The 22,437-nt window shown below is 66.0% G+C and carries 22 protein-coding genes; 12 read left to right on the top strand and 10 right to left on the bottom strand.

Annotated elements, in window-relative coordinates; all coding sequences use genetic code 11:
• Nucleotides 1-12 precede the first annotated feature (12 nt).
• From U1E69_RS21485 to U1E69_RS21450, 8 genes are all read right to left on the bottom strand, one after another.
• On the bottom strand, nucleotides 13-1,446 hold the full coding sequence (locus tag U1E69_RS21485) for an amidase (RefSeq protein ID WP_322246509.1): 1,434 nt from the start codon (nucleotides 1,444-1,446) through the stop codon (nucleotides 13-15).
• 10 nt (nucleotides 1,447-1,456) lie between these two features.
• A complete protein-coding gene (locus U1E69_RS21480) occupies nucleotides 1,457-2,539 on the bottom strand; it encodes an extracellular solute-binding protein (protein WP_322246507.1) in 1,083 nt (360 codons plus the stop codon).
• A 19-nt stretch (nucleotides 2,540-2,558) separates the two neighbouring features.
• Entirely contained in the window at nucleotides 2,559-3,362 is an 804-nt protein-coding gene (locus tag U1E69_RS21475; protein ID WP_322246505.1) for an ABC transporter permease, read from the bottom strand.
• A complete protein-coding gene (locus U1E69_RS21470; protein WP_322246503.1) occupies nucleotides 3,355-4,269 on the bottom strand; it encodes an ABC transporter permease in 915 nt (304 codons plus the stop codon). Before U1E69_RS21470 ends, U1E69_RS21475 begins: the two co-directional genes overlap by 8 nt.
• Nucleotides 4,269-5,333, bottom strand: a complete 1,065-nt coding sequence (locus U1E69_RS21465) for an ABC transporter ATP-binding protein (protein WP_322246501.1) — start codon at nucleotides 5,331-5,333, stop codon at nucleotides 4,269-4,271. The genes U1E69_RS21470 and U1E69_RS21465 overlap by 1 nt, the downstream gene beginning before the upstream one ends.
• A gap of 73 nt (nucleotides 5,334-5,406) precedes the next feature.
• Nucleotides 5,407-6,855, bottom strand: coding sequence for an amidase (locus U1E69_RS21460; RefSeq protein ID WP_322246499.1), 1,449 nt, complete (start codon nucleotides 6,853-6,855; stop codon nucleotides 5,407-5,409).
• A gap of 96 nt (nucleotides 6,856-6,951) precedes the next feature.
• Nucleotides 6,952-8,628 (bottom strand): ATP-binding protein, encoded by a 1,677-nt coding sequence (locus U1E69_RS21455; RefSeq protein ID WP_322246497.1) that lies wholly within the window; start codon nucleotides 8,626-8,628, stop codon nucleotides 6,952-6,954.
• A 61-nt stretch (nucleotides 8,629-8,689) separates the two neighbouring features.
• Nucleotides 8,690-9,034 carry a DUF6476 family protein gene (locus U1E69_RS21450; protein WP_322246495.1) on the bottom strand — a complete coding sequence of 115 codons (345 nt, stop codon included), beginning with the start codon at nucleotides 9,032-9,034 and terminating at the stop codon, nucleotides 8,690-8,692.
• Between U1E69_RS21450 and U1E69_RS21445 the strand changes: the two genes are divergently transcribed.
• Nucleotides 9,033-10,118 (top strand): RluA family pseudouridine synthase, encoded by a 1,086-nt coding sequence (locus tag U1E69_RS21445; RefSeq protein WP_322246494.1) that lies wholly within the window; start codon nucleotides 9,033-9,035, stop codon nucleotides 10,116-10,118. The genes U1E69_RS21450 and U1E69_RS21445 overlap by 2 nt on opposite strands.
• Before the next feature lie 295 nt (nucleotides 10,119-10,413).
• Nucleotides 10,414-10,671: a YjhX family toxin gene (locus U1E69_RS21440; protein WP_322246492.1), complete on the top strand. Its 258-nt coding sequence runs from the start codon at nucleotides 10,414-10,416 to the stop codon at nucleotides 10,669-10,671.
• 196 nt (nucleotides 10,672-10,867) lie between these two features.
• On the opposite strand, the gene U1E69_RS21435 is transcribed toward U1E69_RS21440, so the two are convergent.
• On the bottom strand, nucleotides 10,868-11,410 hold the full coding sequence (locus U1E69_RS21435; protein WP_322246490.1) for a DUF4189 domain-containing protein: 543 nt from the start codon (nucleotides 11,408-11,410) through the stop codon (nucleotides 10,868-10,870).
• A gap of 369 nt (nucleotides 11,411-11,779) precedes the next feature.
• Between U1E69_RS21435 and U1E69_RS21430 the strand changes: the two genes are divergently transcribed.
• From U1E69_RS21430 to U1E69_RS21395, 8 genes are all read left to right on the top strand, one after another.
• Complete coding sequence (locus U1E69_RS21430; RefSeq protein ID WP_322246488.1) at nucleotides 11,780-13,717, top strand: potassium transporter Kup; 1,938 nt, start codon at nucleotides 11,780-11,782, stop codon at nucleotides 13,715-13,717.
• A 184-nt stretch (nucleotides 13,718-13,901) separates the two neighbouring features.
• Nucleotides 13,902-14,798 (top strand): RNA polymerase sigma factor RpoH, encoded by an 897-nt coding sequence (gene rpoH / locus U1E69_RS21425; protein ID WP_322246486.1) that lies wholly within the window; start codon nucleotides 13,902-13,904, stop codon nucleotides 14,796-14,798.
• Nucleotides 14,799-14,884: 86 nt separating this feature from the next.
• On the top strand, nucleotides 14,885-15,577 hold the full coding sequence (locus U1E69_RS21420) for a phosphatidylserine decarboxylase (RefSeq protein ID WP_322246484.1): 693 nt from the start codon (nucleotides 14,885-14,887) through the stop codon (nucleotides 15,575-15,577).
• Between the two features lie 3 nt (nucleotides 15,578-15,580).
• Nucleotides 15,581-16,333 carry a CDP-diacylglycerol--serine O-phosphatidyltransferase gene (gene pssA / locus U1E69_RS21415; protein ID WP_322246482.1) on the top strand — a complete coding sequence of 251 codons (753 nt, stop codon included), beginning with the start codon at nucleotides 15,581-15,583 and terminating at the stop codon, nucleotides 16,331-16,333.
• A gap of 87 nt (nucleotides 16,334-16,420) precedes the next feature.
• Nucleotides 16,421-17,056 carry a class I SAM-dependent methyltransferase gene (locus U1E69_RS21410; RefSeq protein ID WP_322246480.1) on the top strand — a complete coding sequence of 212 codons (636 nt, stop codon included), beginning with the start codon at nucleotides 16,421-16,423 and terminating at the stop codon, nucleotides 17,054-17,056.
• 33 nt (nucleotides 17,057-17,089) lie between these two features.
• Nucleotides 17,090-18,088, top strand: a complete 999-nt coding sequence (locus tag U1E69_RS21405) for a Gfo/Idh/MocA family oxidoreductase (protein WP_322246478.1) — start codon at nucleotides 17,090-17,092, stop codon at nucleotides 18,086-18,088.
• Between the two features lie 143 nt (nucleotides 18,089-18,231).
• Nucleotides 18,232-20,058 (top strand): M3 family oligoendopeptidase, encoded by a 1,827-nt coding sequence (locus U1E69_RS21400; protein ID WP_322246476.1) that lies wholly within the window; start codon nucleotides 18,232-18,234, stop codon nucleotides 20,056-20,058.
• A complete protein-coding gene (locus tag U1E69_RS21395) occupies nucleotides 20,055-20,711 on the top strand; it encodes an HNH endonuclease (protein ID WP_322246474.1) in 657 nt (218 codons plus the stop codon). Before U1E69_RS21400 ends, U1E69_RS21395 begins: the two co-directional genes overlap by 4 nt.
• A gap of 25 nt (nucleotides 20,712-20,736) precedes the next feature.
• Here the strand turns inward: U1E69_RS21395 and U1E69_RS21390 are convergent, their stop codons facing one another.
• Nucleotides 20,737-21,159 (bottom strand): host attachment protein, encoded by a 423-nt coding sequence (locus U1E69_RS21390; protein WP_322246472.1) that lies wholly within the window; start codon nucleotides 21,157-21,159, stop codon nucleotides 20,737-20,739.
• A 193-nt stretch (nucleotides 21,160-21,352) separates the two neighbouring features.
• On the opposite strand from U1E69_RS21390, the gene U1E69_RS21385 reads away from it, so the two are divergent.
• Nucleotides 21,353-21,664, top strand: coding sequence for a hypothetical protein (locus tag U1E69_RS21385; RefSeq protein ID WP_322246470.1), 312 nt, complete (start codon nucleotides 21,353-21,355; stop codon nucleotides 21,662-21,664).
• Between the two features lie 307 nt (nucleotides 21,665-21,971).
• Nucleotides 21,972-22,424 carry an MmcB family DNA repair protein gene (locus U1E69_RS21380; protein WP_322246468.1) on the top strand — a complete coding sequence of 151 codons (453 nt, stop codon included), beginning with the start codon at nucleotides 21,972-21,974 and terminating at the stop codon, nucleotides 22,422-22,424.
• Nucleotides 22,425-22,437: the final 13 nt, after the last annotated feature.

The following is a 22,437-nucleotide window of genomic DNA, read 5'->3' as shown; positions in this document are numbered from 1 at the left end:
TGGTGCAAAGCCTTAGCGCGACGAGGCAACCGATGCCAGCGCCGGAGGGCGGTGCTGCGGCCATTCCGTCGCGCGGTGCCAGGCCTGGCCGATCGCCAGGATCTTGGCGTCGCCGCCGGACCGTCCGATGATCTGCATCCCCATCGGCAGCCCCTGCGGACCGAAGCCTACGGGAACCGACAAGGCGGGCAGGCCAATCAGACTGGCGGGGATGACCACCTCCATCCAGCGGTGATAGGTGTCCATCTTGCGACCCGCGATCTCTTCCGGCCAGCGCCAGTCGGCCGGGAAGGGCCAGACTTGGGCCGAGGGCAGGACTACGGCGTCATAGCGGTCGAACAACCGCGCCGCATGGGCGTGCCAGCGGCTGCGGATGACGCTTGCCTCATAGACGGCCTGCGCCGACAACCCCAGGCCCTGCTCGATCTCCCAGATCGTTTCCGGCTTCGTCAGGGCGCGCTTGGCCGGGTCTTCCGCCAGGGCGCGCTTGCCACCCGCATTCAGCATGGCCCGCAAGGTGACCCAGGAAGACCACAGCTTTTCCGCCGGGAAGGGCGGGGGCAGGGGGGCGACGACTGCGCCCATCGCCTCCATCTGCTGCAGGGCCGCCTGGCACAGGTCCAGAATACCCGGCTCCATCGCATAGGCGCCGCCCCAGTCCCCCAGCCAGCCGATCCGCATTCCCTTGAGACCGTGGTCGAGACCCGACAGCAGGTCCGGCACCGCGCGGGGGAAGGGGACTTCGGGGTTTTCGCCCGCCAACACCAGCAGCAGCCGTGCCACATCCTCGATCGTGCGGCCCATCGGGCCTTCCGTGGACAGGGTCGAGAGATAGCTGTCGCCCTCGGCATCCTGCGGGACCAGACCCCAAGTGGGTCTGAAGCCGTAGACGTTGCAAAAGGCGGCGGGGTTGCGCAACGACCCCATCATGTCCGAGCCGTCCGCCACCCAGGCCATCCGCGTCGCCAGCGCCGCCGCCGCCCCACCGGAAGAGCCTCCGGCACTGCGCGACAGGTCATAGGGGTTTCGCGTCACCCCGAACACCGGGTTGAAGGAATGTGACCCCTGGCCCCATTCCGGCACGTTGGTCTTGGCCGCGATCACTGCCCCGGCCGTCCGCAACCGCGCGGCCACCAGGTCATCCTTGACTGGCACATGGTCGGCAAAGAGCGGCGAGCCCCAGGCGGTCCGCAACCCTGCTGTCGCCACCAGGTCCTTGATGGCAAAGGGAATGCCATGCAGCCAGCCCTGCGGCGTCACGTCGTCCAGCGCCCGCGCCTCGGTCATCAGGGCTTCGGGATCGCGCAGGGAAACGATGGCATTCACTGCAGGATTGACCGCCTGAACCTGAGCGAGCCAGGCGGCCATGACCTCGGACGGCGCGACCTTTCGGGCGTGGATCGCAGCAGACAGCTCTGTTGCCGATGCCTCCAGCAGGTCTTTCATCTTTGCACAACTATCCTGCGGGGGTCCGGGGGTGCAACACCCCCGGACGGTTGGTGCTTGGACCTTTCTTCTGCAACTCGGTCCAGACCGCGGTCATGTACTCCAGCCCCTTGCCGCGGCAGGTCGGCAGGAACTTGCCCGCAGCCTTGTGCTCTTCCGGGACCACCACTTCGGACGCGGTCTTCATGTCTTCGGGCATGAACTCCTCGGACCCGGCGATCCCGTTGGCATAACGCGCAAAGGCCGAGATCATCGCGGCGTTCTCGGGGACCATGATGAAGTCCATGAACTTGTAGGCTTCTTCGACGTTCTGTGCGTCCTGCAGCAGCATCACCGAGTCCATGAAGATCGGGTAGCCTTCCTTCGGATAGCCATACTGCACGTCGCCGTTGGTGTTCAGACGCACCCGCATGGTCGAGCCGTTCCAGTTCACGCTGGCGGCCCAGTCGCCGTTGGACAGCCGCTCGGTGGCACCATAGTCCATGCTGATCCAGTTCGGCTTGGCGGCCAGAAGGACGTCGCGCGTCTTCTTCATCACCTCGGGGTCTTCGCTGCAGGGCTCGCCGCCGACATACATCGTGGCAAGCGAGACGATGTCGATCATCTCGGGCACGACGTTGATCTTGCCGACCAACTCGGGCGGGACCTCCAGGAAGACGGCCGAGGTGTTGATGTCGCCGCCATAGATCTTGGTGTTGACCGCAATGCCGGTCGTGCCCCACTGCCACGGGATCGAGAACTTGCGGCCCGGGTCCCAGGCCACATCGGTCCATTCCGGGGCGATGTTCTTGTGGTTCGACAGCTTGGACAGGTCCAGCTCCTGGACCAGGCCCTTTTCGACCCAGATCGGCACATAGCTGGCCGAGGGCACCACCAGGTCGAAGCCGGACCCGCCCGCCTCGACCTTGGCCAGCGCCACGTCGTTGCTGTCATAGTCGGTGACGGTGACCTTGATCCCGGTCTCTTTCTCGAACTTTTCCAGCAGTTCGGGGCTGGTGTAGTTGCCCCAGTTGTAAAGCTGCAGCACGCCCTCGGCACCGGCCAGTGAGGCCGAGGCCAGAAGCATCGCGGTTGCGGACAGAAGATGTCTCATTTTCTTGTCTCCCAGTTGGTTAGTCGTTCTTGCGCGTCAAAAGGAAGAACAGGGTCAGAAGGACCACTGTCAGCCCCAGAAGCATGGTCGAGATCGCGTTGACCTCGGGGGTGAAGGACCGGCGCAGCTGGCCCAGCATGTAGGTGGGCAGCGTGTCCTGTCCGCCGGACTTGACGAACTCGGTAATCACCACGTCATCCAGGCTGATGACGAAGGCCAGCATCGCACCGGCCATGATGCCGGGGGCAAGAAGGGGCAGCGTCACCCGCCGGAAGGTCTGCCAGGGTGTCGCGTAAAGGTCGGCGGCGGCGGTCTCCAGCGCCAGGTCCATGCTTTCCAGCCGTGCCCGGATCGGCAGGTAGGCGAAGGGGATGCAGAAGGCGGTATGCGCCACGATCAGGTAGCCCAGGCCCTGATAGCCAGTAGCGACCTTAACGATCCCGAAGAAGATCAGAAGGGCGACGGCTGTCACGACCTCGGGCACCATCAGGGGTTGGTTGATCACCACATAGATGAAGGTCTGACCTTTGAAGGCCCGGCGCCGCGTTGTCCCCAGGGCGGCCATCGTCGCCAACGTCGTGGACAGGACCGCGGCCGAGGCGCCGATGATCAGCGACCGCATGGTGGCAGCCTTCACATCGTCGTTGGCCCAGGCATCGGCATACCAGTGCAGCGAAAACCCGCCCCAGATCGCGACCGAGTTCGACGCGTTGAAGGAAAACGTCACCAGAGTGATGATCGGCAGATAAAGCAGCACGAAAGCCGCGATGGCGATGGTCGCAAAGCCGGGCAGGCGGCTGATCTGGAACCCCCGCTCAGCCATGTCCGGCCCCCCGGTCGCGGTTCGCGACCCGGACATAGACCAGAAGCGCCGCCATGACGATGAACAGAAGCGCTACCGAAAGTGCCGCACCCAAAGGCCAGTTCTTGCCTTGCAGGAACTGCAATTCGATGAAGTTGCCGATCATCATGTTCTTGCCACCGCCCAGGATGCGCGGCGTGACATAGGCCCCCAGCGAGGGGACGAAGACCAGGATCGACCCGGCGATGATCCCCGGCTTGACGATGGGCAGGATCACCCGGCGCAGGGTGCGCCAGCGGCTGGCATAAAGGTCGTAGGAGGCCTCCAGCAGCCGCATGTCGAAGCGTTCGATGGTGGCGTAAAGCGGCAGGACCATGAGCGGCAGGTAGACATAGGTCATGCCGATCAGGACGGCGGTCTCGGTGTAGTTGATCTGCAGGGGCGTCTCGATGGCCCCGGCCCAGATCAAGAGCGTGTTCAGAAGCCCCTCGTTGCGGATCACCTCGTTGATCGCAAATGTGCGGATCAGCAGGTTGGTCCAGAACGGAATGGTGATCAGGAAAAGCCACAGCGCGCGCTGTTGTTGCGGCCTTGTCGCGATGAACCAGGCCGTGGGGAAACCAATGGCAAAGGTCAGCGCCGTGGTGGTCAGGGACAGCCAGACCGACCGCCAGAAGATCGTCAGATGCGCATCGGCCAGCGCATAGCGTTCCTCGAAGATGTCGTAGGTGAAAAGGATGCCCTTCCACCCGTCCAGCGAGAATTCGTGGATCACGTTCCCGGTGTCGTTCGCCGTCAGGAAGGAATACCACACCACGATCAGCAGGGGACCCGAGGCGGCGAAGGCCAGCACCACCAGCGCCGGCAGCGACAGAAGCCAGCCGTTGCGGGCCGAGGTTCTTACGGCGTTGTCTTCGGCGGGGCTCATCAGTCCTCCACCCGCTGGACGGCGCCCTGGGCGAAGGTGACGCCGACCTCCTGGCCTTCGGCCATGCCCGCCTCGCCCGAAACCGGGTTTTGCAGGCGCGCGACCAGTTCTGTTCCGTCAGCCAGGGCCATGTGGCAATGCGTGTCGGTGCCGAAATAGACCAATGTCCTGACCCGCGCCTGCAAGCCGCCGTCCTCGGCCCGGCCAAGGCGCAGCTGTTCGGGGCGGATGCTGACGGTGGCCTGACCGCCTGCCCGCAGGCCCGGCACGTCGATCCTCTCGCCAGTGGGCAGGCGCAGGGTCGCGTCCTCGGCGGTGCCGGTCAGAAAGTTCGTCTCGCCGATGAAACTGGCGACAAAGCGGTTCTTGGGGTGGATGTAGATGTCCTTGGCGGTGCCGACCTGCTGGATCTGGCCCGCGCTCATCACCGCGATGCGGTCGGACATCGTCAGGGCCTCTTCCTGGTCGTGGGTCACGAAGATGAAGGTGATCCCGGTTTCCAGCTGCAGGCGCTTCAGCTCGATCTGCATCTCCTTGCGCAGCTTCAGGTCCAGCGCGCTAAGGGGTTCGTCCAGAAGCAGCACCTTCGGCTGCGGGGCCAGCGCCCGGGCCAGCGCCACCCTTTGCTGCTGGCCGCCCGACAGCTGGCCGGTCTTGCGGCCCGCCATCGCCTCCAGCTTGACCAGGGCCAGCATCGCGGCGGTCCGCGCCTTGACCTCGGACGCGGGTTTTCCAAGCATTTCAAGCCCGAACGCGATGTTCTGCGCCACCGTCAGGTGGGGAAAGAGCGCGTAGGACTGGAACACCGTGTTCACCGGCCGGCGGTTCGGCGGCAGAGTGGTGATGTCAGCGCCATCCAGAAGGATAGTGCCTTCGGTCGGCATCTCGAACCCGGCGATCAGGCGCAGAAGCGTGGTCTTGCCGCAGCCCGATGGGCCAAGCAGAGTGAAGAACTCCCCCCGCCGGATGTCCACCGACACATCGTCCAGTGCCCGGACTGCACCGCTGCCTTGCCCGAATGCCTTGACGACATTCCGGGCCGAGATCGTCACCGCATCGGTCAAGTCCGCCCCCTCGTCATCCCCGTTTGATCATATTGGGTGGAAACTTTCTTCACCCACAAGCGATTCTTTCCGGCTATCTGGCCATCGGCGGTCTTTCCGACGCCCAAGGCACGGCGCGCTCAACTTCTGCGCAAAGCGAGACGAGAAGCTCGTCCTCGCCAAAGGCTGCCGCCAGATGGACCCCGATGGGAAGCCCGTCCGATGACCAGCCCAGGGGCAGGCTTGCGGCCGGTTGCCCGCTGGCGTTGAAGACCGCGCAGAAGGGGGAATAGGCAAAGATCCCTTCTGGTCCCGTGCGATAACCGACGTAATCCTCGGTGTCGTGGGCGAAGCGGCCGACCCGTGCCGGAGGCTCGGCCAAGGTCGCGGACAACAGGATGTCCGGCCCGCCACCGCCTTCAGGCGCAAAGAACCTTGCCATCTGCCGCCCGAAGGCGTGGATCTCGCCCACTGCCTGCAGATAGCGCGTCGGATGCAGCGTTTCCGCATAGGCCCAGGCCCCGCGGCCCACACCCTCGACCTCATCGGGCGGCGGCGGGCGATCGCCCAGCTTTGACCGGATCGACAGCGCGGTCCCGATGCCGACGATGTCGGTCCAGGCCCGCATCATCATCGGCACATCGGCGCGGGGCCGCGCGGGCTCCACGATGTGACCCAGACTTTCCAGCAGTCGACCCGCCGCGCGTACAGCCTCGGCGACCTCGGGATGAATCGGCTCGCCGGTAAAGGTCGTGTCGCACAGGGCCACCCGCAGCCGCCGGGGCGGGCGCGAGATCGCGGCGGCGTGGCCGCGTCCCAGGGGGGGGGCCATATAGGGCGCGCCCAGGTCCGGCCCCTCGCAGGCGTCCAGCATCACCGCCGTGTCACGGACCGACCGGGTCAGGAACCCGTCGATCGCCATGCCCGCCCAGCCTTCACCGGCGTAAGGACCATCGGGCAGCCGCGCCCGCGTCGGCTTGAACCCGAAAAGCCCGCAGGACGAGGCGGGAATCCGCACCGACCCCCCGCCGTCCGAGCCATGTGCGAAGGCAACAATCCCCGCCGCCACCGCTGCGCCCGCCCCGCCCGAGGACCCGCCCGAGGTATGCTCCAGGTTCCACGGGTTCCGCGTCGGCCCGCCATAGACCGCCGCTTCGGTCGCGGCACCCACGCCGCCTTCCGGGGACGTGGTGCGCCCGAATGTGACCACGCCCGTGGCCTGCATCCGCGTGAAGATACTGGAATCGCGCGGATAAACCGTGTTCGCAAAGAGCTTCGAGCCATTGTGCGACGGGAAATCCTTCGCCTCGGCCCCCAGGTCCTTGATCAGGAATGGCACCCCCCGGAACGGCCCCGCAGGCAGGCCGTCGGCGATGGCCTTGCGGGCAACGCCCTCCTGCACCAGGACAACGGCGTTCAGGGCCGGGTTCCGCGCCTCGACGGCGGCGAGGGCGGCATCCAGCAGTTCAGCAGGCGTCACCTCACCCGCTGCCACCAGCGCGGCCAGGGCGGTTGCATCCGCCGCGCCCAGATCTCCGATCATCGTGAACCCCCGTGTTGACCCGCCCTGATGCGGGCCAGACTGGGACCCCGCGTCTGGCAGGTCATGTCCGGGACCGACACCCGTGGCCCGGATGCGTCAGGGGCGCAGGACCTGGGCCAGCACTTCGCGCAGGGTCTCGGGCAGGATCGGCTTTGGCAGGAACCCGTCCAGCCGTTCGCGCAAGGTGTCGTCGCGCCGGATCGACAGGACATCCGCGGTCATCGCCACGACGGGAACCTTGCGGCCATGCGCCTCGCGGATACGGAACAGCGTTTCCTGTCCATCCATGCCCGGCATCATCAGGTCCAGAAGCACGGCGTCGATGCCGCCCTGCTCCAGACGGGCCAGCGCCTCTGGCCCGCTGCCCGCCTCGACCGCCCGTGCCCCTGCGGCCGCCAGAAGCTGCACCGCCACCAGCCGGTTCGTGGCAATGTCATCGACGACTAGGATTACCCGGTCGCGGAAATCGGCGATCCCGGCCGTCTCTGGCGCGGCTTCCGCTTCGGGAGCGACCACAGTCAGCCGAAACGTCGTGCCCTGCGCCACGGGCAGCAGGACCAGGTCCCCGCCCATCTGCCGCGCCACGGCCCGGCTGATCGCCAGGCCAAGACCCACGCCCGGGGTCTCGCCCGCGCCGCGGAAGAAGGGCTCGAACACCCGGTCCTGCAGTGCTGCGGGAATGCCCTTGCCCTGGTCGGCCACGTCGATCTGCAACCGCCCGCGCTGATGACGCACTGTCACCGCGACCGGCCCGCGCGCGCTGTGCTTCAGCGCATTGCCGATCAGGTTGCCTAGACATTGCCGCACCCGCTGGCTGTCGATCAGCACCACCGGGGGCACGTCGCGACCGATGCCCACGGTCAGCTCGCGCCCCTGGTTGCGCGCCTGCAGCTCGAAGACCAGCAGGGTGGCCGACAGTTCGGGCCGCAGCGCCACGGGGCGGGGCGTCACGGCTACCCGCCCCTCGGTCAGCGCCGAATAGTCGACGGCATCGTCCAGCATCACCGCCAGGTCCCGGGCCGAGGTGGCAACCGTCCGCAACCGTTGCCGCGACGAACCCGCCGCATTGGCCGCCTCGATCTCGACCAGCCCGATCACGGCGTTGAGGGGGGTGCGCAGTTCGTGGCTGATCTGGGCCAGGAACCTGCCCTTGGCGACATTGGCCGCCTTGGCCGCCGCTGCCGCCTCGGCCCCCGCGCGGTGCAACCGGTGGTTAGAGATCATCGCCGTCGCCGCGTAGATGATGGCCGCAATGGCTGTCAGCGTCGAGACGGTCAGCCCGACAAGATTGCCCTCGCCCAGCCAGTGGACGGTGTTGAACGCAAGGACCACCACCGCCACGGTGATCATCCCGACGATCCCCAGCGCCAGATGGATCGACCGGACCGAACACAGGTGCAGAAGCGATCCCATGACGATCCCGACCGCGATGGATTTGGCATAAGGGTCATCCTGCAGCCAGACCAGCCCCGCCGCCGAGATCAGCGCGGCCTCCATCGGCATCAGGCTTATCAGGAACAGCCGATAGCGCAGCGGCGCCCGCAGCGGGTCCAGTCCGCGCAGCAAGCGTTGCGAGATCACCTCGCCGCCCACCTCGACCAGGAAAAGCGCGACCATGATCCAGGGTGCGACGAATTGGGCGCAGATCATGTAGGCCAGGCCCACCAGCAGCAGCCTGGGCACCACCTCGCCACGCAGGATGCGATGCTGGCGCGCAAGTTCATCGCGCACCCGCTCTCCGTCGGCGTTGGACATCGAGGAGAGCCGAAGCATCACGTTCGCACCAATGGGTTGTAACCTTGAGGTGACAGTAGCCTCAAGGCTGCATCATCGGTCAAGGGCCAGCGGGGGGCTGGATTGTAACCTCTTGCAGCAACAGACCGTTGCTGTCGAAGACCAGAATGCGGTCGTCGGTGGTGACGATGGCGGTCCAGTCGGTGCCGAAGGTCACGGCGGCGGGTTTTGCGCCCGGAGGCAGGGTCAGCTCTGCAGGGATCTTCGGGGCAGGTGCGGTGAAGCTGTCGGGCATCCGGGTGACAAGCAGCGCGACGACGGTTATGACGCCACCGATCATCGTCAGCATCAGCAGGATGACCAGCCATTTCAGAAGCCGCAGGCTGGGCGGCAGGGCCACATCGGGGGCGTCGGACATGTCGGCAGGCGGGGCAGGATCGGACATGGACGGGCCTTTCGAGGAGGACGACGGTTTTGATGGTGGTTTCGACGGCGGCGGGGCGGGTGGCGGGTCGGATGGCGGGTCGCTGGCCGTCACCATCGGCGAGGATGCTCCCGCCCGTCTTGATAAGGCCCTTGCGGCCGCCGTGCCAGAGGAAGCGGCGCTGTCGCGGTCCCGGCTGATGCGGATGATCGCCGAGGGCGCGGTGCTGCGCGACGGGATCGCGGTGACCGACCCCAAGACCAAGGTCGCCGAGGGTGAGGTCTATTCCCTGCGTCTGGACCCCGCGATCGAGGTCGAGACGCGGGCCGAGGATATCCCCCTTTCCGTCGTGTGGGAGGACGGCGACCTGATCGTCATCGACAAGCCCGCGGGCATGGTCGTCCACCCCGCGCCGGGAACGCCCTCGGGCACGCTGGTCAACGCGCTTCTGCATCACTGCGGCGATACGCTGTCGGGGATCGGCGGGGAACGGCGGCCGGGGATCGTGCACCGCATCGACAAGGATACCACCGGCCTTCTGGTCGTGGCCAAGTCGGACCGGGCGCATCATGGGCTGGCCCGGCAGTTCGAGGATCACTCGGTCAACCGGCATTATCTGGCGGTGGTCCACGGCGTGCCATCAGGCACCGACCCGCGGCTGCGGGGCTTGCGCGGGATCAGTTTCGAGGCGGGCGGCATCCTGCGGATCGCGACGCACCTGGCCCGGCACAAGACCGACCGGCAGCGGCAGGCGGTGGTCTGGGACCAGGGTCGCCACGCCGTGACCCGCGCGCATGTGGTCGAAGGCTTCGCCGGTCAGGCGGCACTGGTCGACTGCTGGCTGGAGACGGGCCGCACCCATCAGATCCGGGTCCACCTGGCCTATGCCGGGCATGGACTGCTGGGAGACCAGACCTATGGTGGCCGCAGAAAGCTTGGCGCGGCGCTGGGGCAGGGGGCGGCCATCGGGAACGCTTTCCCAAGGCAGGCGCTGCATGCGGCGACGCTGGGCTTCGACCACCCGGTGACGGGGGAAAGGCTGGAGTTCTCGTCTCCCCTGCCCGCCGACATGGCGGGCCTGATCGCCGCGCTGCGGGCGGGGTAGGCGCCAAGCTCCGCGCGTGGGCAGGGTCTGCCCCACAGTGAAACCAAATGGTTGCGCCGGGGCGTTCAGCTTTCGGCAAGACCTCCCCCGCGCCCGTTGCAGTGGACCCGGTCGCGCGGTATTGTTGCCTTGCACTGGCCGCCATCGGCCGATGGAGTGCGTCATGTCCGAGACTGTATTCGCCCGCTGACGTCATCGCGCCCCTTCCGGGGACCGCTGGATGACATGAACGACCCGACGAAGCGCGTTGGCCTTCGTCCGGTCCGGCATGGCGACAGTTTTCGGACGTACCTACATGAACATATCACGGACCGAGCAGCGGGTGCTGCATGTCCTTGCCCTTGGCGGGCGCATCGACCATTCGCGGCAGGGCAAGCGGATCGACGAGATCCTCTGCGTCACCCGTGACGGCTTTATCCTGGCTGACTGCACGCTGGACGTCTTCCGAGGCCTGCGCCGCAAACGGCTGATCGCGTCGGAAGGCGGCGGCCCCTACCGCATCTCGCGGCTGGGGCGGGTCTCGGTCCGGGCGCAGCTGGACAATCAGGGATAGGCGCAGGACCGTCGGCCCCGGCCGCCGGATCGTCCGGACCCATGCGGTCGGTGGAGCCCCCTCACCCTGACCCTCTCCCCCAGTGGGGAGAGGGGACGCAAGGGGCGAGGACAGCGCCCGGCTGCCAGGCGGGTCGGTTGGGCGGTCGGTTGGGCGGGCATCTCTCGTCCGCAAGGCCCCCCGCAACGACCACCAGTCAGTTGCTGACCCAGGCGGCCGGGCTTTCCAGGACCTCTTCGACCTTGCAGCCCTTGCCGCCCTGCTTCTTGCAGAACCGCAGCGCCTTTTTCTTCGCGTGACGTGCGTCCTCGCCCCAGTCGGTGTGCAGCGTCCCGCTGGAGTCGATGGCGACGGCGATGGCCCCGTTCGTCACACCCATCGCGATCCGGCAGTCGCGAAAGCCCGAGGCCTGGCACTGGGCAAGGGCTCCGGTATCAGCCTCGGCCTGGCTGGTGGCGTTGACATACCACGAATAGGTCGGCCCACCGTTCGGGTCGGTGCCCCAGGCTAGGGTGGCATACTGGTCGACCCAATAGCCGCCGGGGTCGGCATGGCCGCCACCGCCATCCTCGCCCACATATTCGCACAGGGGCGTCTGCACGCCGTTCGTGGTGTCGACCCCGATCAACACCTCGCCCGGTCCGGGGCCGTTGCAGGGGTAATAGGCAAAGGCGGTCGTCGGCAGCAGCCCGGCCAGCACAAACGGAAGAACGCGCAGCGGCAGTTGTGCTTTACGCATGGGAGCCTTCGTAAAAACCTGTTTCCAGGCTTGGGCATAGCCTGAAACTCCGTGACTGTAAGGTTGGGAAATCCGCATCCCCCGCCGACCTCTGCGCGGCGCAGGCCGGCCAGAGTCCGCGACTGTGCAGGTGCAGCATCTTGTCACGCCGCTGTTATCGGCGTATGCGTTGCGGTAACGCCGACTCATGGTCGGTCATGGCATCGGAGCCTCGTGCATCCCTCCTGCCAGGGGGGACCCGGACCAAAGACTGCGGATCAGCAGTTGACTGTGAACCGGACTGGCCGACCCTACCCCCCATTCATCCAAAACCACACCCAAGGGTGCACCATGATTCATGACCCGATTCCCCGGGACATCCAGCCTGCTTTGCCACTATTCGACGCAGAGGCGCTGGACATCGCCGACTACCTAAAGGCCGAGCCTGCGGTCGATGACATCCACACCGATCAGACCCACCGGCAGGGGGTTGCAGCCCTGACCCTGGGGGCGATCGGAGTGGTCTACGGCGACATCGGCACCTCGCCGATCTATGCCTTCCGCGAGGCGCTGAAGGCCACAGGTGCTGCAGTGCCGGGAGCGGCCGAGGTTCTGGGCATTCTGTCCTTACTGATCTGGACGCTGGTTCTGATCGTGACGGTCAAGTACGTCTTCGTCCTCTTGCGCGCAGACAACCGGGGCGAAGGGGGGATCCTGTCGCTGTACACCCTGGTGCGTCTTGCGACGGGCCGCAGGTCGGTGCCGGTCCTGGTGCTGGCCCTGGCGGGCGCGGCGCTGTTTGCCGGGGATGCGGCGATCACGCCCGCGATCTCGGTCCTGTCGGCGGTCGAGGGGCTGGGGCTGATCCTGCCGTCGCTGTCGGCCTATGTGATCCCGATCACGCTGGGCATTCTGGTGGCGCTGTTCTTCGTGCAGCGGCGCGGGACGGCCAGTGTGGCGCGGCTGTTCGGGCCGATCTGCGCGATCTGGTTTCTTGTGCTGGCGGGATTGGGCCTGTGGCACATCGCGGACGAGCCCTCGGTCCTGGAGGCGTTCAACCCGGTCTGGGGCGTCGGTTTCCTGCTGCAGCATCCCGGCGTCGCCTTTCTGGTCCTGGGCGCGGTCTTCCTGGCGGTGACGGGGGGCGAGGCGCTTTATGCCGATCTCGGGCATTTCGGGCGGCGGCCAATCATGCTGGCCTGGTTTGCCCTGGTGCTGCCTGCGCTGGTGCTGAACTATCTCGGCCAGGGAGCAATGGTGCTGGCCCATCCAGAGCTGGCCGAGGAAAGCTTCTTTGCGATGGCCCCCGAAGCGGTGCTTCCCCTGCTTGTGGTGCTGGCGACGGCCGCGACGGTCATCGCCAGCCAGGCGGTGATCACCGGGGCCTTCTCGATGGCGCGGGGGGCGATCCAACTGGGCTTTCTGCCGCGGCTGCGGATCGTGCACACGGCCGAGGGGCAAAGCGGGCAGATCTACATCGGTGCAGTGAACTGGCTGCTTTTGTGGGGTGTGCTGTGGCTGGTCCTGTCCTTTGGGTCATCCTCGGCGCTGGCTTCGGCCTACGGGATCGCCGTGACGGGGACGATGGTGCTGACCTCGGTGCTGGGGGTGCTGTATCTGGTGCGCTCGGGCCGGTTGCGGGCGCCGGTGGCGGTGCTGCTGGCCGCGCCGATCCTGGGGGTGGAACTGGTGTTTCTTGCCTCGAACGCGATGAAGATCGCCGATGGCGGCTATGTGCCGGTGGTCGTGGCGGCGGTGGTCGGAATGCTGATGTGGGCCTGGTGGCGCGGCACGCAGGCGGTGAAAGCGCGGGTAGCGAAGCTGGCGATCTCGGTCCCCAACTTCGTGCGGATGATGCGGAACTCCAGCGTCAACGTGATCCCCGGCACGGCTTTCTTCCTGACCGGCGATCCGGGGATCGTGCCCTCGGCACTGCTGCACAACATCAAGCACAACCGGGTTCTGCACGAGCAGACGGTCCTGCTGACGGTGGAAACCCTGCGCGTGCCCTATGCGACGGCCGACGAGCGGGTGACGGTCGAACCCCTGGGCGGCTGCTTTGTGCGGCTGATCCTGCGTTTCGGCTTCATGGAGACGCCGAACGTCAGCCGGGCGATGGCCCATGCGCGGGCGGCGGGGCTGAAGTTCGACGTGATGGCCTCGACCTTCTTTCTGGGCCGCAGGCGGGCTGTGGCGACCGGGCACGGGATGGAGCTGGTGATGGATCGGATCTATGTGGCGCTGTCGCGGATGGCCGCCGACCCGACGGACTTCTACCATCTGCCGCGCGACCGGGTGGTGGAACTGGGCGAGCGGGTGGCGATCTGACGAAAACGCTCGGGAATTCTGACATTGCCGTGAAATCCTTGACATGATTCTTCATGATCGACGGCAGCGCGCACACTTGACGTTAAACCTTCTGTGGCAGGGAACCCTTGCGAGGGCATATCGGTTACTTTAGGTTATCGCATTCCCGGGGGCGCTGACGCACCGGGCAGACTAGGGGGCAATGATGAGCACCTACACGAACTTACCCGCGCCAAGCCCGGAACAGGGCTTGAACCGGTATCTGCAGGAAATCCGGAAGTTCCCTCTGCTGGAGCCGGAACAGGAATACATGCTGGCCAAGCGCTGGGTCGACCACCAGGACGCCAACGCCGCGCACCAGATGGTGACCAGCCACCTGCGCCTCGCCGCCAAGATCGCGATGGGCTATCGCGGCTATGGGCTGCCGCAGGCCGAGGTGATCAGCGAGGCGAACGTCGGGCTGATGCAGGCCGTCAAGCGCTTTGACCCGGAAAAGGGCTTTCGGCTGGCGACCTATGCGATGTGGTGGATCCGCGCCTCGATCCAGGAATACATCCTGCGGTCGTGGAGCCTGGTGAAGCTGGGCACGACCTCGGCGCAGAAGAAGCTGTTCTTCAATCTGCGCAAGGCCAAGGCCAAGGTCGGCGCGTTGGAGGAAGGCGATCTGCGCCCGGAGAACGTGGCCCGGATCGCGACCGATCTGAACGTCACGGAAAGTGAAGTCATCGACATGAACCGGCGCCTGTCGGGCTCGGACGCGTCGCTGAACGCGACGGTGGGGTCGGACGGCGAAAGTGCGACGCAATGGCAGGACTGGCTGGAGGACGAAGACTCTGACCAGGCCGAGGCCTATGAGGAAAAGGACGAGCTTGACGCCCGCCGCGCGCTTCTGGTGCAGGCAATGTCCGTGCTGAACGACCGCGAGAAGGACGTCCTGATGCAGCGCCGGCTGTCGGAAGACCCGGTCACGCTGGAGGAACTGTCGGAAAGCTATGGCGTCAGCCGCGAGCGTATCCGCCAGATCGAGGTGCGCGCCTTTGAAAAGCTGCAGGCGAAGATGCGTGAACTTGCCAAGGGCAAGGGCATGGTGATCCCGGCGTAAGCCCGGGCTGACAGACTGAAGGCCGTGACTCTCCGTCACGGCCTTTTCGTTTGCCCAAGGGCCTGTGGAAGGGTACAGGGACGCCCATGCGCATGATCGATACCTTCCTCAAGCCGATGCACCCCGAGGGGTGGAAATTCGTCCCGGTCTTTGCGGCCGTCAGCCTGGTCCTGTTCTGGATCTGGGACCCGCTGGGCTGGCTGGGGGTCGGCCTCACCGTCTGGTGTTATTACTTCTTTCGTGACCCGAAGCGGTCGGTGCCGGAAAATGCGGGGCTTCTTGTCAGCCCCGCCGATGGTGTCGTCAGCCTAATCGAACGCGCCGTGCCGCCCGCCGAACTGGGCATGGGCCCCGAGGCCCTGGTCCGCGTCAGTGTCTTCATGTCCGTCTTCAACTGCCACGTGAACCGCGCCCCCATCGCAGGGCGGGTTACTGCCGTTGCCTACCGGCCGGGCAAGTTCTTCAACGCCTCGCTGGACAAGGCGTCGGAGGAGAATGAACGCAACGCTCTGGCGATCGAGATGCAGGACGGCCGCAAGATCGCCGTGGTGCAGATCGCGGGCCTCGTGGCGCGGCGGATCATGTGCTGGAAAAAGCCCGGCGACAGTGTGCGCACCGGCGAACGCTTTGGCCTGATCCGCTTTGGCAGCCGTCTGGACGTCTACCTGCCCGAAGGCGTGCAGCCTCAGGTGGCACTTGGCCAGACGATGATCGCCGGTGAAAGCATCATCGCGCTGATCGGCCAGGATGCCCCGGCCCGCGCCGCGCGGGTGGAGTAGCGCATGGCGCGCCAGCCGTCCGACCCCCCGCGCGACCTTTTGCTGCTGAAGCTTCTGCCGAACCTGGTGTCGATCCTGGCGCTGTGTTCGGGCCTGACGGCGATCCGCTACGGCATTGCGGGGAACTTCACGCTGGCGGTCCTCTTGATCGGGGTTGCAGCGGCGCTGGACGGGCTGGATGGGCGGCTTGCCCGGATGCTGAAATCGGAAAGCGCCATCGGCGCGGAACTCGATTCGCTGTGCGACTTTGTCAACTTCGGCGTCACCCCGGCGCTGATCCTCTACATGTGGGGCCTGCGCCCCGAGACGAGCCTGGGCTGGATCGCGGTACTGGTCTATGCCGTCTGCTGCATGTTGCGGCTTGCGCGCTTCAACGTCGGCAGTCGCAACACGGTCGGCGAACCCGCCGAGAAGACGGTGTTCATCGGCGTGCCTTCGCCCGCCGGGGCGATGCTGGTCCTGTCGCCGCTGTATCTGTCCTTTGCGACCGACGGGGTTCTTCACCTGCCGCCGGTGCTGGTCGCGGCCTGGATGGTCGGGATCGGAGCCCTGATGATCAGCCGGGTCCGCACGCCGTCGTTGAAGCGGATCACCATTGCGACCGACTACGCCCGCTATGTGCTGGTGGGCGCGGTGGTGGTGGTGGCGGCGCTGCTGACCTATCCCTGGACCACTCTGCTGACCCTGTGCCTGACATATCTGGCCGGGGTGCTGTGGCTGGGCCTTCGCAGTCTGGGCAAGCCCGGCGTCGGCTGATTTCCCGCGCAGGTTGCGGCTTTTCCTTGCATTCCCGGGTGGGGTCGGCACTCTCGCCCCTCCGGAAATCTCAAAGGAATCATATGCATGCAAGTAGAGGCCATCCAGAAGTCCTATCGCCGCTGGGCGCCGGTCTATGATCTGACCTTTGGCCGGATCACCCAGGGCGGTCGCCTTCTGGCGGCCGCGCATGTGAATGCCCAGGGCGGATCGGTGCTGGAGGTGGGGATCGGCACGGGCCTTGCGCTGGATTACTACGGCGCGCAGGTGCGGGTGACGGGGATCGACCTGTCCGCCGAGATGCTGCGCGAAGCCGAGGTGCGGGCGGCCAGGGCCGGGCTGAAGACCCTCGACGGCCTGCACCAGATGGACGCGCGGCAGATCGCCTTTCCGGATGCAAGTTTCGACCATGTTGCCGCGATGCACATCATGTCCGTGGTGCCCGAGCCTGAACGCGTGCTGGCCGAAATGGCCCGCGTCGTCCGTCCCGGCGGCTCGGTGATGATCGCCAACCATTTCGCGGGTCGGGCGGCCGAGGGTTGGGCCGTGGCCGAGCGGCTGGCGGCCCCTCTGGCGAACCTGCTGGGGTGGCACTCGGACTTCGCCATTGACCGGGTCCTGGGCCATCCGCTCTTGCGGCTGGAGGAACAGCGGCAGGTAAGGCCCTTTGGCCTGATGACCTTCCTGCGCTTCCGCCGGGTTGAAGGTCGGGCCAAAACCTGACCTATTGGCACCGGTACTTTTGGGGAGGATGACATGAAACCGGTCAGATGGGGTGTACTGGGCGCGGCGCGGTTCGCGCGGGAACACATGGCGCCAGCGATCCACGCCGCCGAGGGGGCGGAACTGGCCGCGCTGGCGACGTCGGATGCCTCCAAGGCCGCGGGGTTCCAGGCCTTCTGTCCGTCGCTGACGGTCCATTCCAGCTATGACGCCCTGCTGGCCGACCCGTCGATCGACGCGGTCTACATCCCGCTGCCGAACCACATGCACGTCGAATGGACGCTGAAGTGCCTGGCGGCGGGCAAGCATGTGCTGACCGAAAAGCCCATTGCCCTGAAGGCCCGCGAGATCGACCAGATCATCGCGGCGCGGGACCGGTCCGGCCTTCTGGCCGCCGAGGCCTACATGATCGTCCACCACCCGCAGTGGCAGCGCGCGAAGGAATGGTTCGAGGCGGGCGAGATCGGTGACCTTGTCCATGCCGACGTGGCCTTCAGCTTCAACCTGACCGACATGGGCAACATCCGCATGAAGCCGGAAACCGGCGGCGGCAGCTTGCGCGACATTGGGGTCTATACCTTCGGCTCGATGCGCTTTGTCACCGGGGCGGAGCCTGTCGACATCTCGGCCCGCATCCACCGCGACAACGGGGTGGACACATTCGCCCAGGTCGCGGCCACGATGGAGGGGCCCCCGAACCACCCCTACGCGCGGCGGTTCACCTATGGCTCGACGACCTCGATGCGGATGTACAACCGGCAGGTGGCGACGTTCCAGGGGACGAAGGGGATGATCCGGCTGGAGGGCGGGCCTTTCAACGCCAACGTCAACGACCTGGCCGAGGTGGAGTTGCACCAGAACGGCAACCGCGTGACCGTGGAACGTTTCCCCACCGCCAACCACTACAAGCTGCAGGTCGAGGCGTTCAGCCGCACCGTCCGCGAAGGCGTGGCCTATCCTTGCCCGCTGGAATTCGTGCGGGGCACCCAGGCGATGATGGACCGGGTCTACGACGTCGCGGTAGAGATCTGACGCACCGCTCGTCGATGACTGCGTCACTCCTCGCTCGGGGGACGCATCACGACGAGGAGACGAAGACGAACGAGGAGTGGTCCGGGGGTTTCCTTGGCCCGCTCCGACGCCTAGATGCCAGTGACAGTTTTCCGGAGATCGCCATGACCCTGCGCCTGCCCACCCCGCTTTATGACGCCAACGCCAGCGGCGGCAGCTTCGGCGATCTGCCGGACTGGGACCTGACCGACCTTTACCCCAGCGCCGATGGCCCGGAATTTGCCGCCGACATGGCCGAGTTGGAGCGCGCCTGTGCGGAGTTTGCCAAGACTTACGAGGGGCGGCTGGGTCGCCAGGACGCGGCCGGCCTCTTGGCTTGCGTGCAGGAATACGAACGGATCGAGGTGATCGCCGGGCGGCTGATGTCCTATGCCGGCCTGCGCTACTATCAGAACACCATCGACCCCGAACGCGCGCAGTTCATGGGCAACGCGCAGGACAAGGTGACCACCGCGACCACTCCGCTGGTGTTCTTCAGCCTGGAATTCAACCGGCTGGACGACGACCACCTTGCCCGCCTGCTGGCCGCGAACGCCGACCTGGCCCGCTACAAGCCCGTCTTCGACCGGATGCGCGCGATGCGGCCACATCAGCTTTCGGACGAACTTGAACGCTTCCTGCATGACGAAAGCGTGGTGGGCGCCAGCGCCTGGAACAAGCTTTTCGACGAGACGATGGCCGGCCTGATGTTCCAGGTCGAGGGCGAGGCGGAAGAGCTGAACCTGGAAGCCACGCTGAACCTGCTGACCGACCCCCAGCGCCCCCGGCGCGAAGCGGCGGCGCATGCGCTGGCGGGGGTGTTCGAAAAGAACGTCAAGCTTTTTGCCCGCATCCACAACACGCTGGCCAAGGAAAAGGAAATCCACGACCGCTGGCGGAAGATGCCCAGCCCGCAGCATGGTCGGCACCTGTCGAACCATGTCGAGCCCGAGGTCGTCGAGGCCCTGCGCAACGCCGTCGTCGCGGCCTATCCGAAGCTGTCGCACCGATACTACCGCTTGAAGGCCAAGTGGATGGGACTGGACAAGCTGCAGGTCTGGGATCGCAACGCCCCCTTGCCGTCGGAAACCCCGCGCATCGTCGACTGGGTTGAGGCGCGTCGCATGGTGACGGACGCCTATGCCGCCTTCGACCCGCGCATGGCCGACCTTGCCGCCCCGTTCTTCGACAAGGGCTGGATCGACGCGGGCGTCAAACCCGGCAAGGCCCCCGGCGCCTTCGCGCATCCGACAGTGACGACGGTCCATCCTTACGTGATGCTGAACTACCTCGGAAAACCGCGCGACGTCATGACTCTGGCACATGAACTTGGACACGGCGTCCACCAGGTGCTGGCGGCGGGGCAGGGGGAACTGTTGTCCTCCACCCCGTTGACACTGGCCGAGACCGCCAGCGTGTTCGGCGAAATGCTGACCTTCCGCAAGCTTCTGGACCAGGCCAAGACTCCGGCGGAAAAGAAGACACTCCTTGCCGGCAAGGTCGAGGACATGATCAACACGGTTGTCCGCCAGATCGCCTTCTACGACTTTGAATGCAAGCTGCACGCCGCCCGCGCTGAAGGGGAACTTACGCCCGAGGACATCAATGCCCTCTGGATGAGCGTCCAGGCCCAATCCCTGGGCGACGCGTTCGAGTTCATGGACGGGTATGAGACCTTCTGGGCCTACATCCCGCACTTCGTCCATTCGCCCTTCTACGTCTACGCCTATGCCTTCGGCGACGGGTTGGTGAACGCGCTTTTCGCGGCCTATGCGGGGGGCCTGCCGGACTTTCAGGAGAAGTACTTCGCCATGCTGAAAGCAGGCGGGTCGATGCACCACAAGGACCTGCTCGCGCCCTTCGGACTGGACGCAAGCGACCCGAAGTTCTGGGACAAGAGCCTGTCGATGATCGCGGGCTTCATCGACGAGTTGGAGGCGATGGAGGCGTGACGCGCGACGAACTGGTCGCGGCGCTGGATCTTGTCGGTGGTCCCGCGGCCATTCGGGCGGCGATGGACCGCGCTGCTGCCGGGGAGGTTCCCCAGGGTTTTGGCCACGCGCGCATCTGGTTCGTTCGCCAACCCGAAAGTGGCAGGTTGCTGCCCGCCAAGATCGTCCTGGGCTTGGCCACCGGACTTCGTGGGCTCAACTTCACCGCACATCAGGCACGCGACCAGTTGCGGCGGCTGGGCTTCGATGTCCCCGGCCCCGATCAGTCTGCTTCCGAGATTGCCGAATCTCCCGAAAGCCTGGCGGCGCTGCCCCCGGCTTTCGAAGGAGCCGAACGTCAGGTCACTCGCAACATTCGCGAGCGCGATCCCGCAGCCCGCCGCACTGCCGAAGCCTACTGGCGTCAGTTGCGCGGTGGGTTGATATGCGAAGGCTGCGGGATTGATTTCGGAAAGCGGTATGGCGCACGCGGCGAAGGGTTCATGCACTTCCATCACCGCCAACCGCTGGCAGACCTGGAAGGCGTGCGTGAGGTGGACGGACCGCGCGACCTGGTTCCGCTGTGTCCCAATTGTCATGCTATCGTGCATCGGGGCGAAGAGCTGCTGGACATCGTGAGCTTGCAGCGCCTTCTGAGCAGCCCGGACGCCTGAAAGGTTGACCCCGGGCCGTCCTGCGTCAGCCTTCCGCCTCCAGATGATCCAGCAGCTCATGCTCGGGGACATCGGACAAGTCCTTTGAAAACTCTGCCGCAATCTCCTGTGTCAGGTCCTTGGGCATAGCCTTGCGCAGGGCCCCCAGCATCTTCGGGCCTGCGGCAAGGACGATGCGGCCGGCACCGCCCTTTTTCCATTCGGCCGCCAAAGCCGCGACGACATGCTTGGCAAGGCGCGGCCGCTCGATCGCGTCGTCGTCGCTACCGCCATTGCCGAAGCTGATCCCGCCCGAGCGGTTGCGCCCCGGCTCGGTGATGGTGTGGGACCAGTCGGCGAAGTCATCCGCTCCGGCGGCGTGGATGGGTTCCAGCTTGCCGCCGTTGCCGCGCAGGAGGCGAAAGCCCCGTTCGTCGGCGATGCAGTAAAGCGTGTCTGCGGCTTTCATGGTTTGTCCCTTTCCTGGTTGCCTGGAAGCACCATTTCGCAAGGATCGGCGGCCAGGCCATGATCCGGATCAGGGCGTGCCGCTTTTTTCACCCGCACGGCCCCGCATGCGGCGGAAACGCGCAGCAGGCCAACGCAGGACTTGGCAAGCCGGTTCCGGGGGCCTAGCTTCGAAGGGCAATCAGGAGGTCCCCATGCCCAAGCTCGTCCGCCTCTATATCGAAAGTGTCGCCCTGGGCTTTGCGGTTGCGGCCGCGTTCACGGGCGGGCTGATGTGGCTGGATGTGGCCGGGATCGGGCATCTGGTGCTGGGGTCGGACATCGGCTGGGTCGCGGCGGCGATGCTGGTGGTGTTCAATGGCATCGTTTTTGCGGCTGTGCAGTTCGCTTTCCGGATCATGAGCATGGCCGACAGCGATGAAGGCCCCAAGGGTGGCCACGGCGCGCGCGAGCCGGTTCTGGTGCCTGTGACGGTTCACGTGCCTCAGCGGAACGGTCGGCGCTAAGCTCCGATTTCTTCGAAGAAATCGGTCCGGAGTTTTCGAAAACTCCGGGCGCCCGGATAAGGGGTGGCGGGCCCGCAGCAACCGTGGAGTGCCGGGATTTCCCGAGAGCCAGAGGTCTCAGGTGGGGACCAGGTAACAGGACCAGGATCCTGTCAGAGCCAGCCCCCGTGCGTTTGCTTATCGGCCACTGGAAAAAAGGCCTCGCACGTGAGGAGCAGAACCCGCCAAGGCTCAAGATAGGCGTGCGGGGGGCCGGGCGCAAGGCTGGACAGATGTTCACCTTTGGTTCATATTTGCCGGTATGGATATGCCGGTCGACATAGAGACCTTGCCTGTGCTGCCGGGGCAGCGCCTGCAGCGCGGCGTCTGCCGGGGGCTACGGGCGCTGGATTTCGTCTGTGTCGAGGAACTGATCCCGACCTCGGGCCTGCGCGTCGACGTCATGGCCCTGGGGCCGAGGGGCGAGGTCTGGGTCGTCGAGTGCAAGTCGGGCCGGGCTGACTTTCGGGCGGACCGCAAGTGGCAGGGCTACCTGGACTGGTGCGACCGCTTCTTCTGGGCGGTGGATGCCGATTTCCCGGTGGACCTGCTGCCGCCCGACACCGGGCTGATCCTGGCCGATCCCTATGATGCCGAAGTGGTGCGGATGGCACCGGAGACCCCCTTGTCGGGTGCGCGGAGGAAGGTTGTGCTGCGAACTTTCGCACGGGCGGCGGCAGGGCGGCTGCAGCTGATGCGGGATCCCGGCGCTGGGGTCTGAGTGCCCAAATTTC

This window comes from Tabrizicola sp., assembly GCF_034366665.1.
GTDB lineage: Bacteria > Pseudomonadota > Alphaproteobacteria > Rhodobacterales > Rhodobacteraceae > Tabrizicola.
The sequence above is the reverse complement of the archived record's forward strand: the minus strand, read 5'-3'. Positions and strand labels throughout refer to the sequence as shown.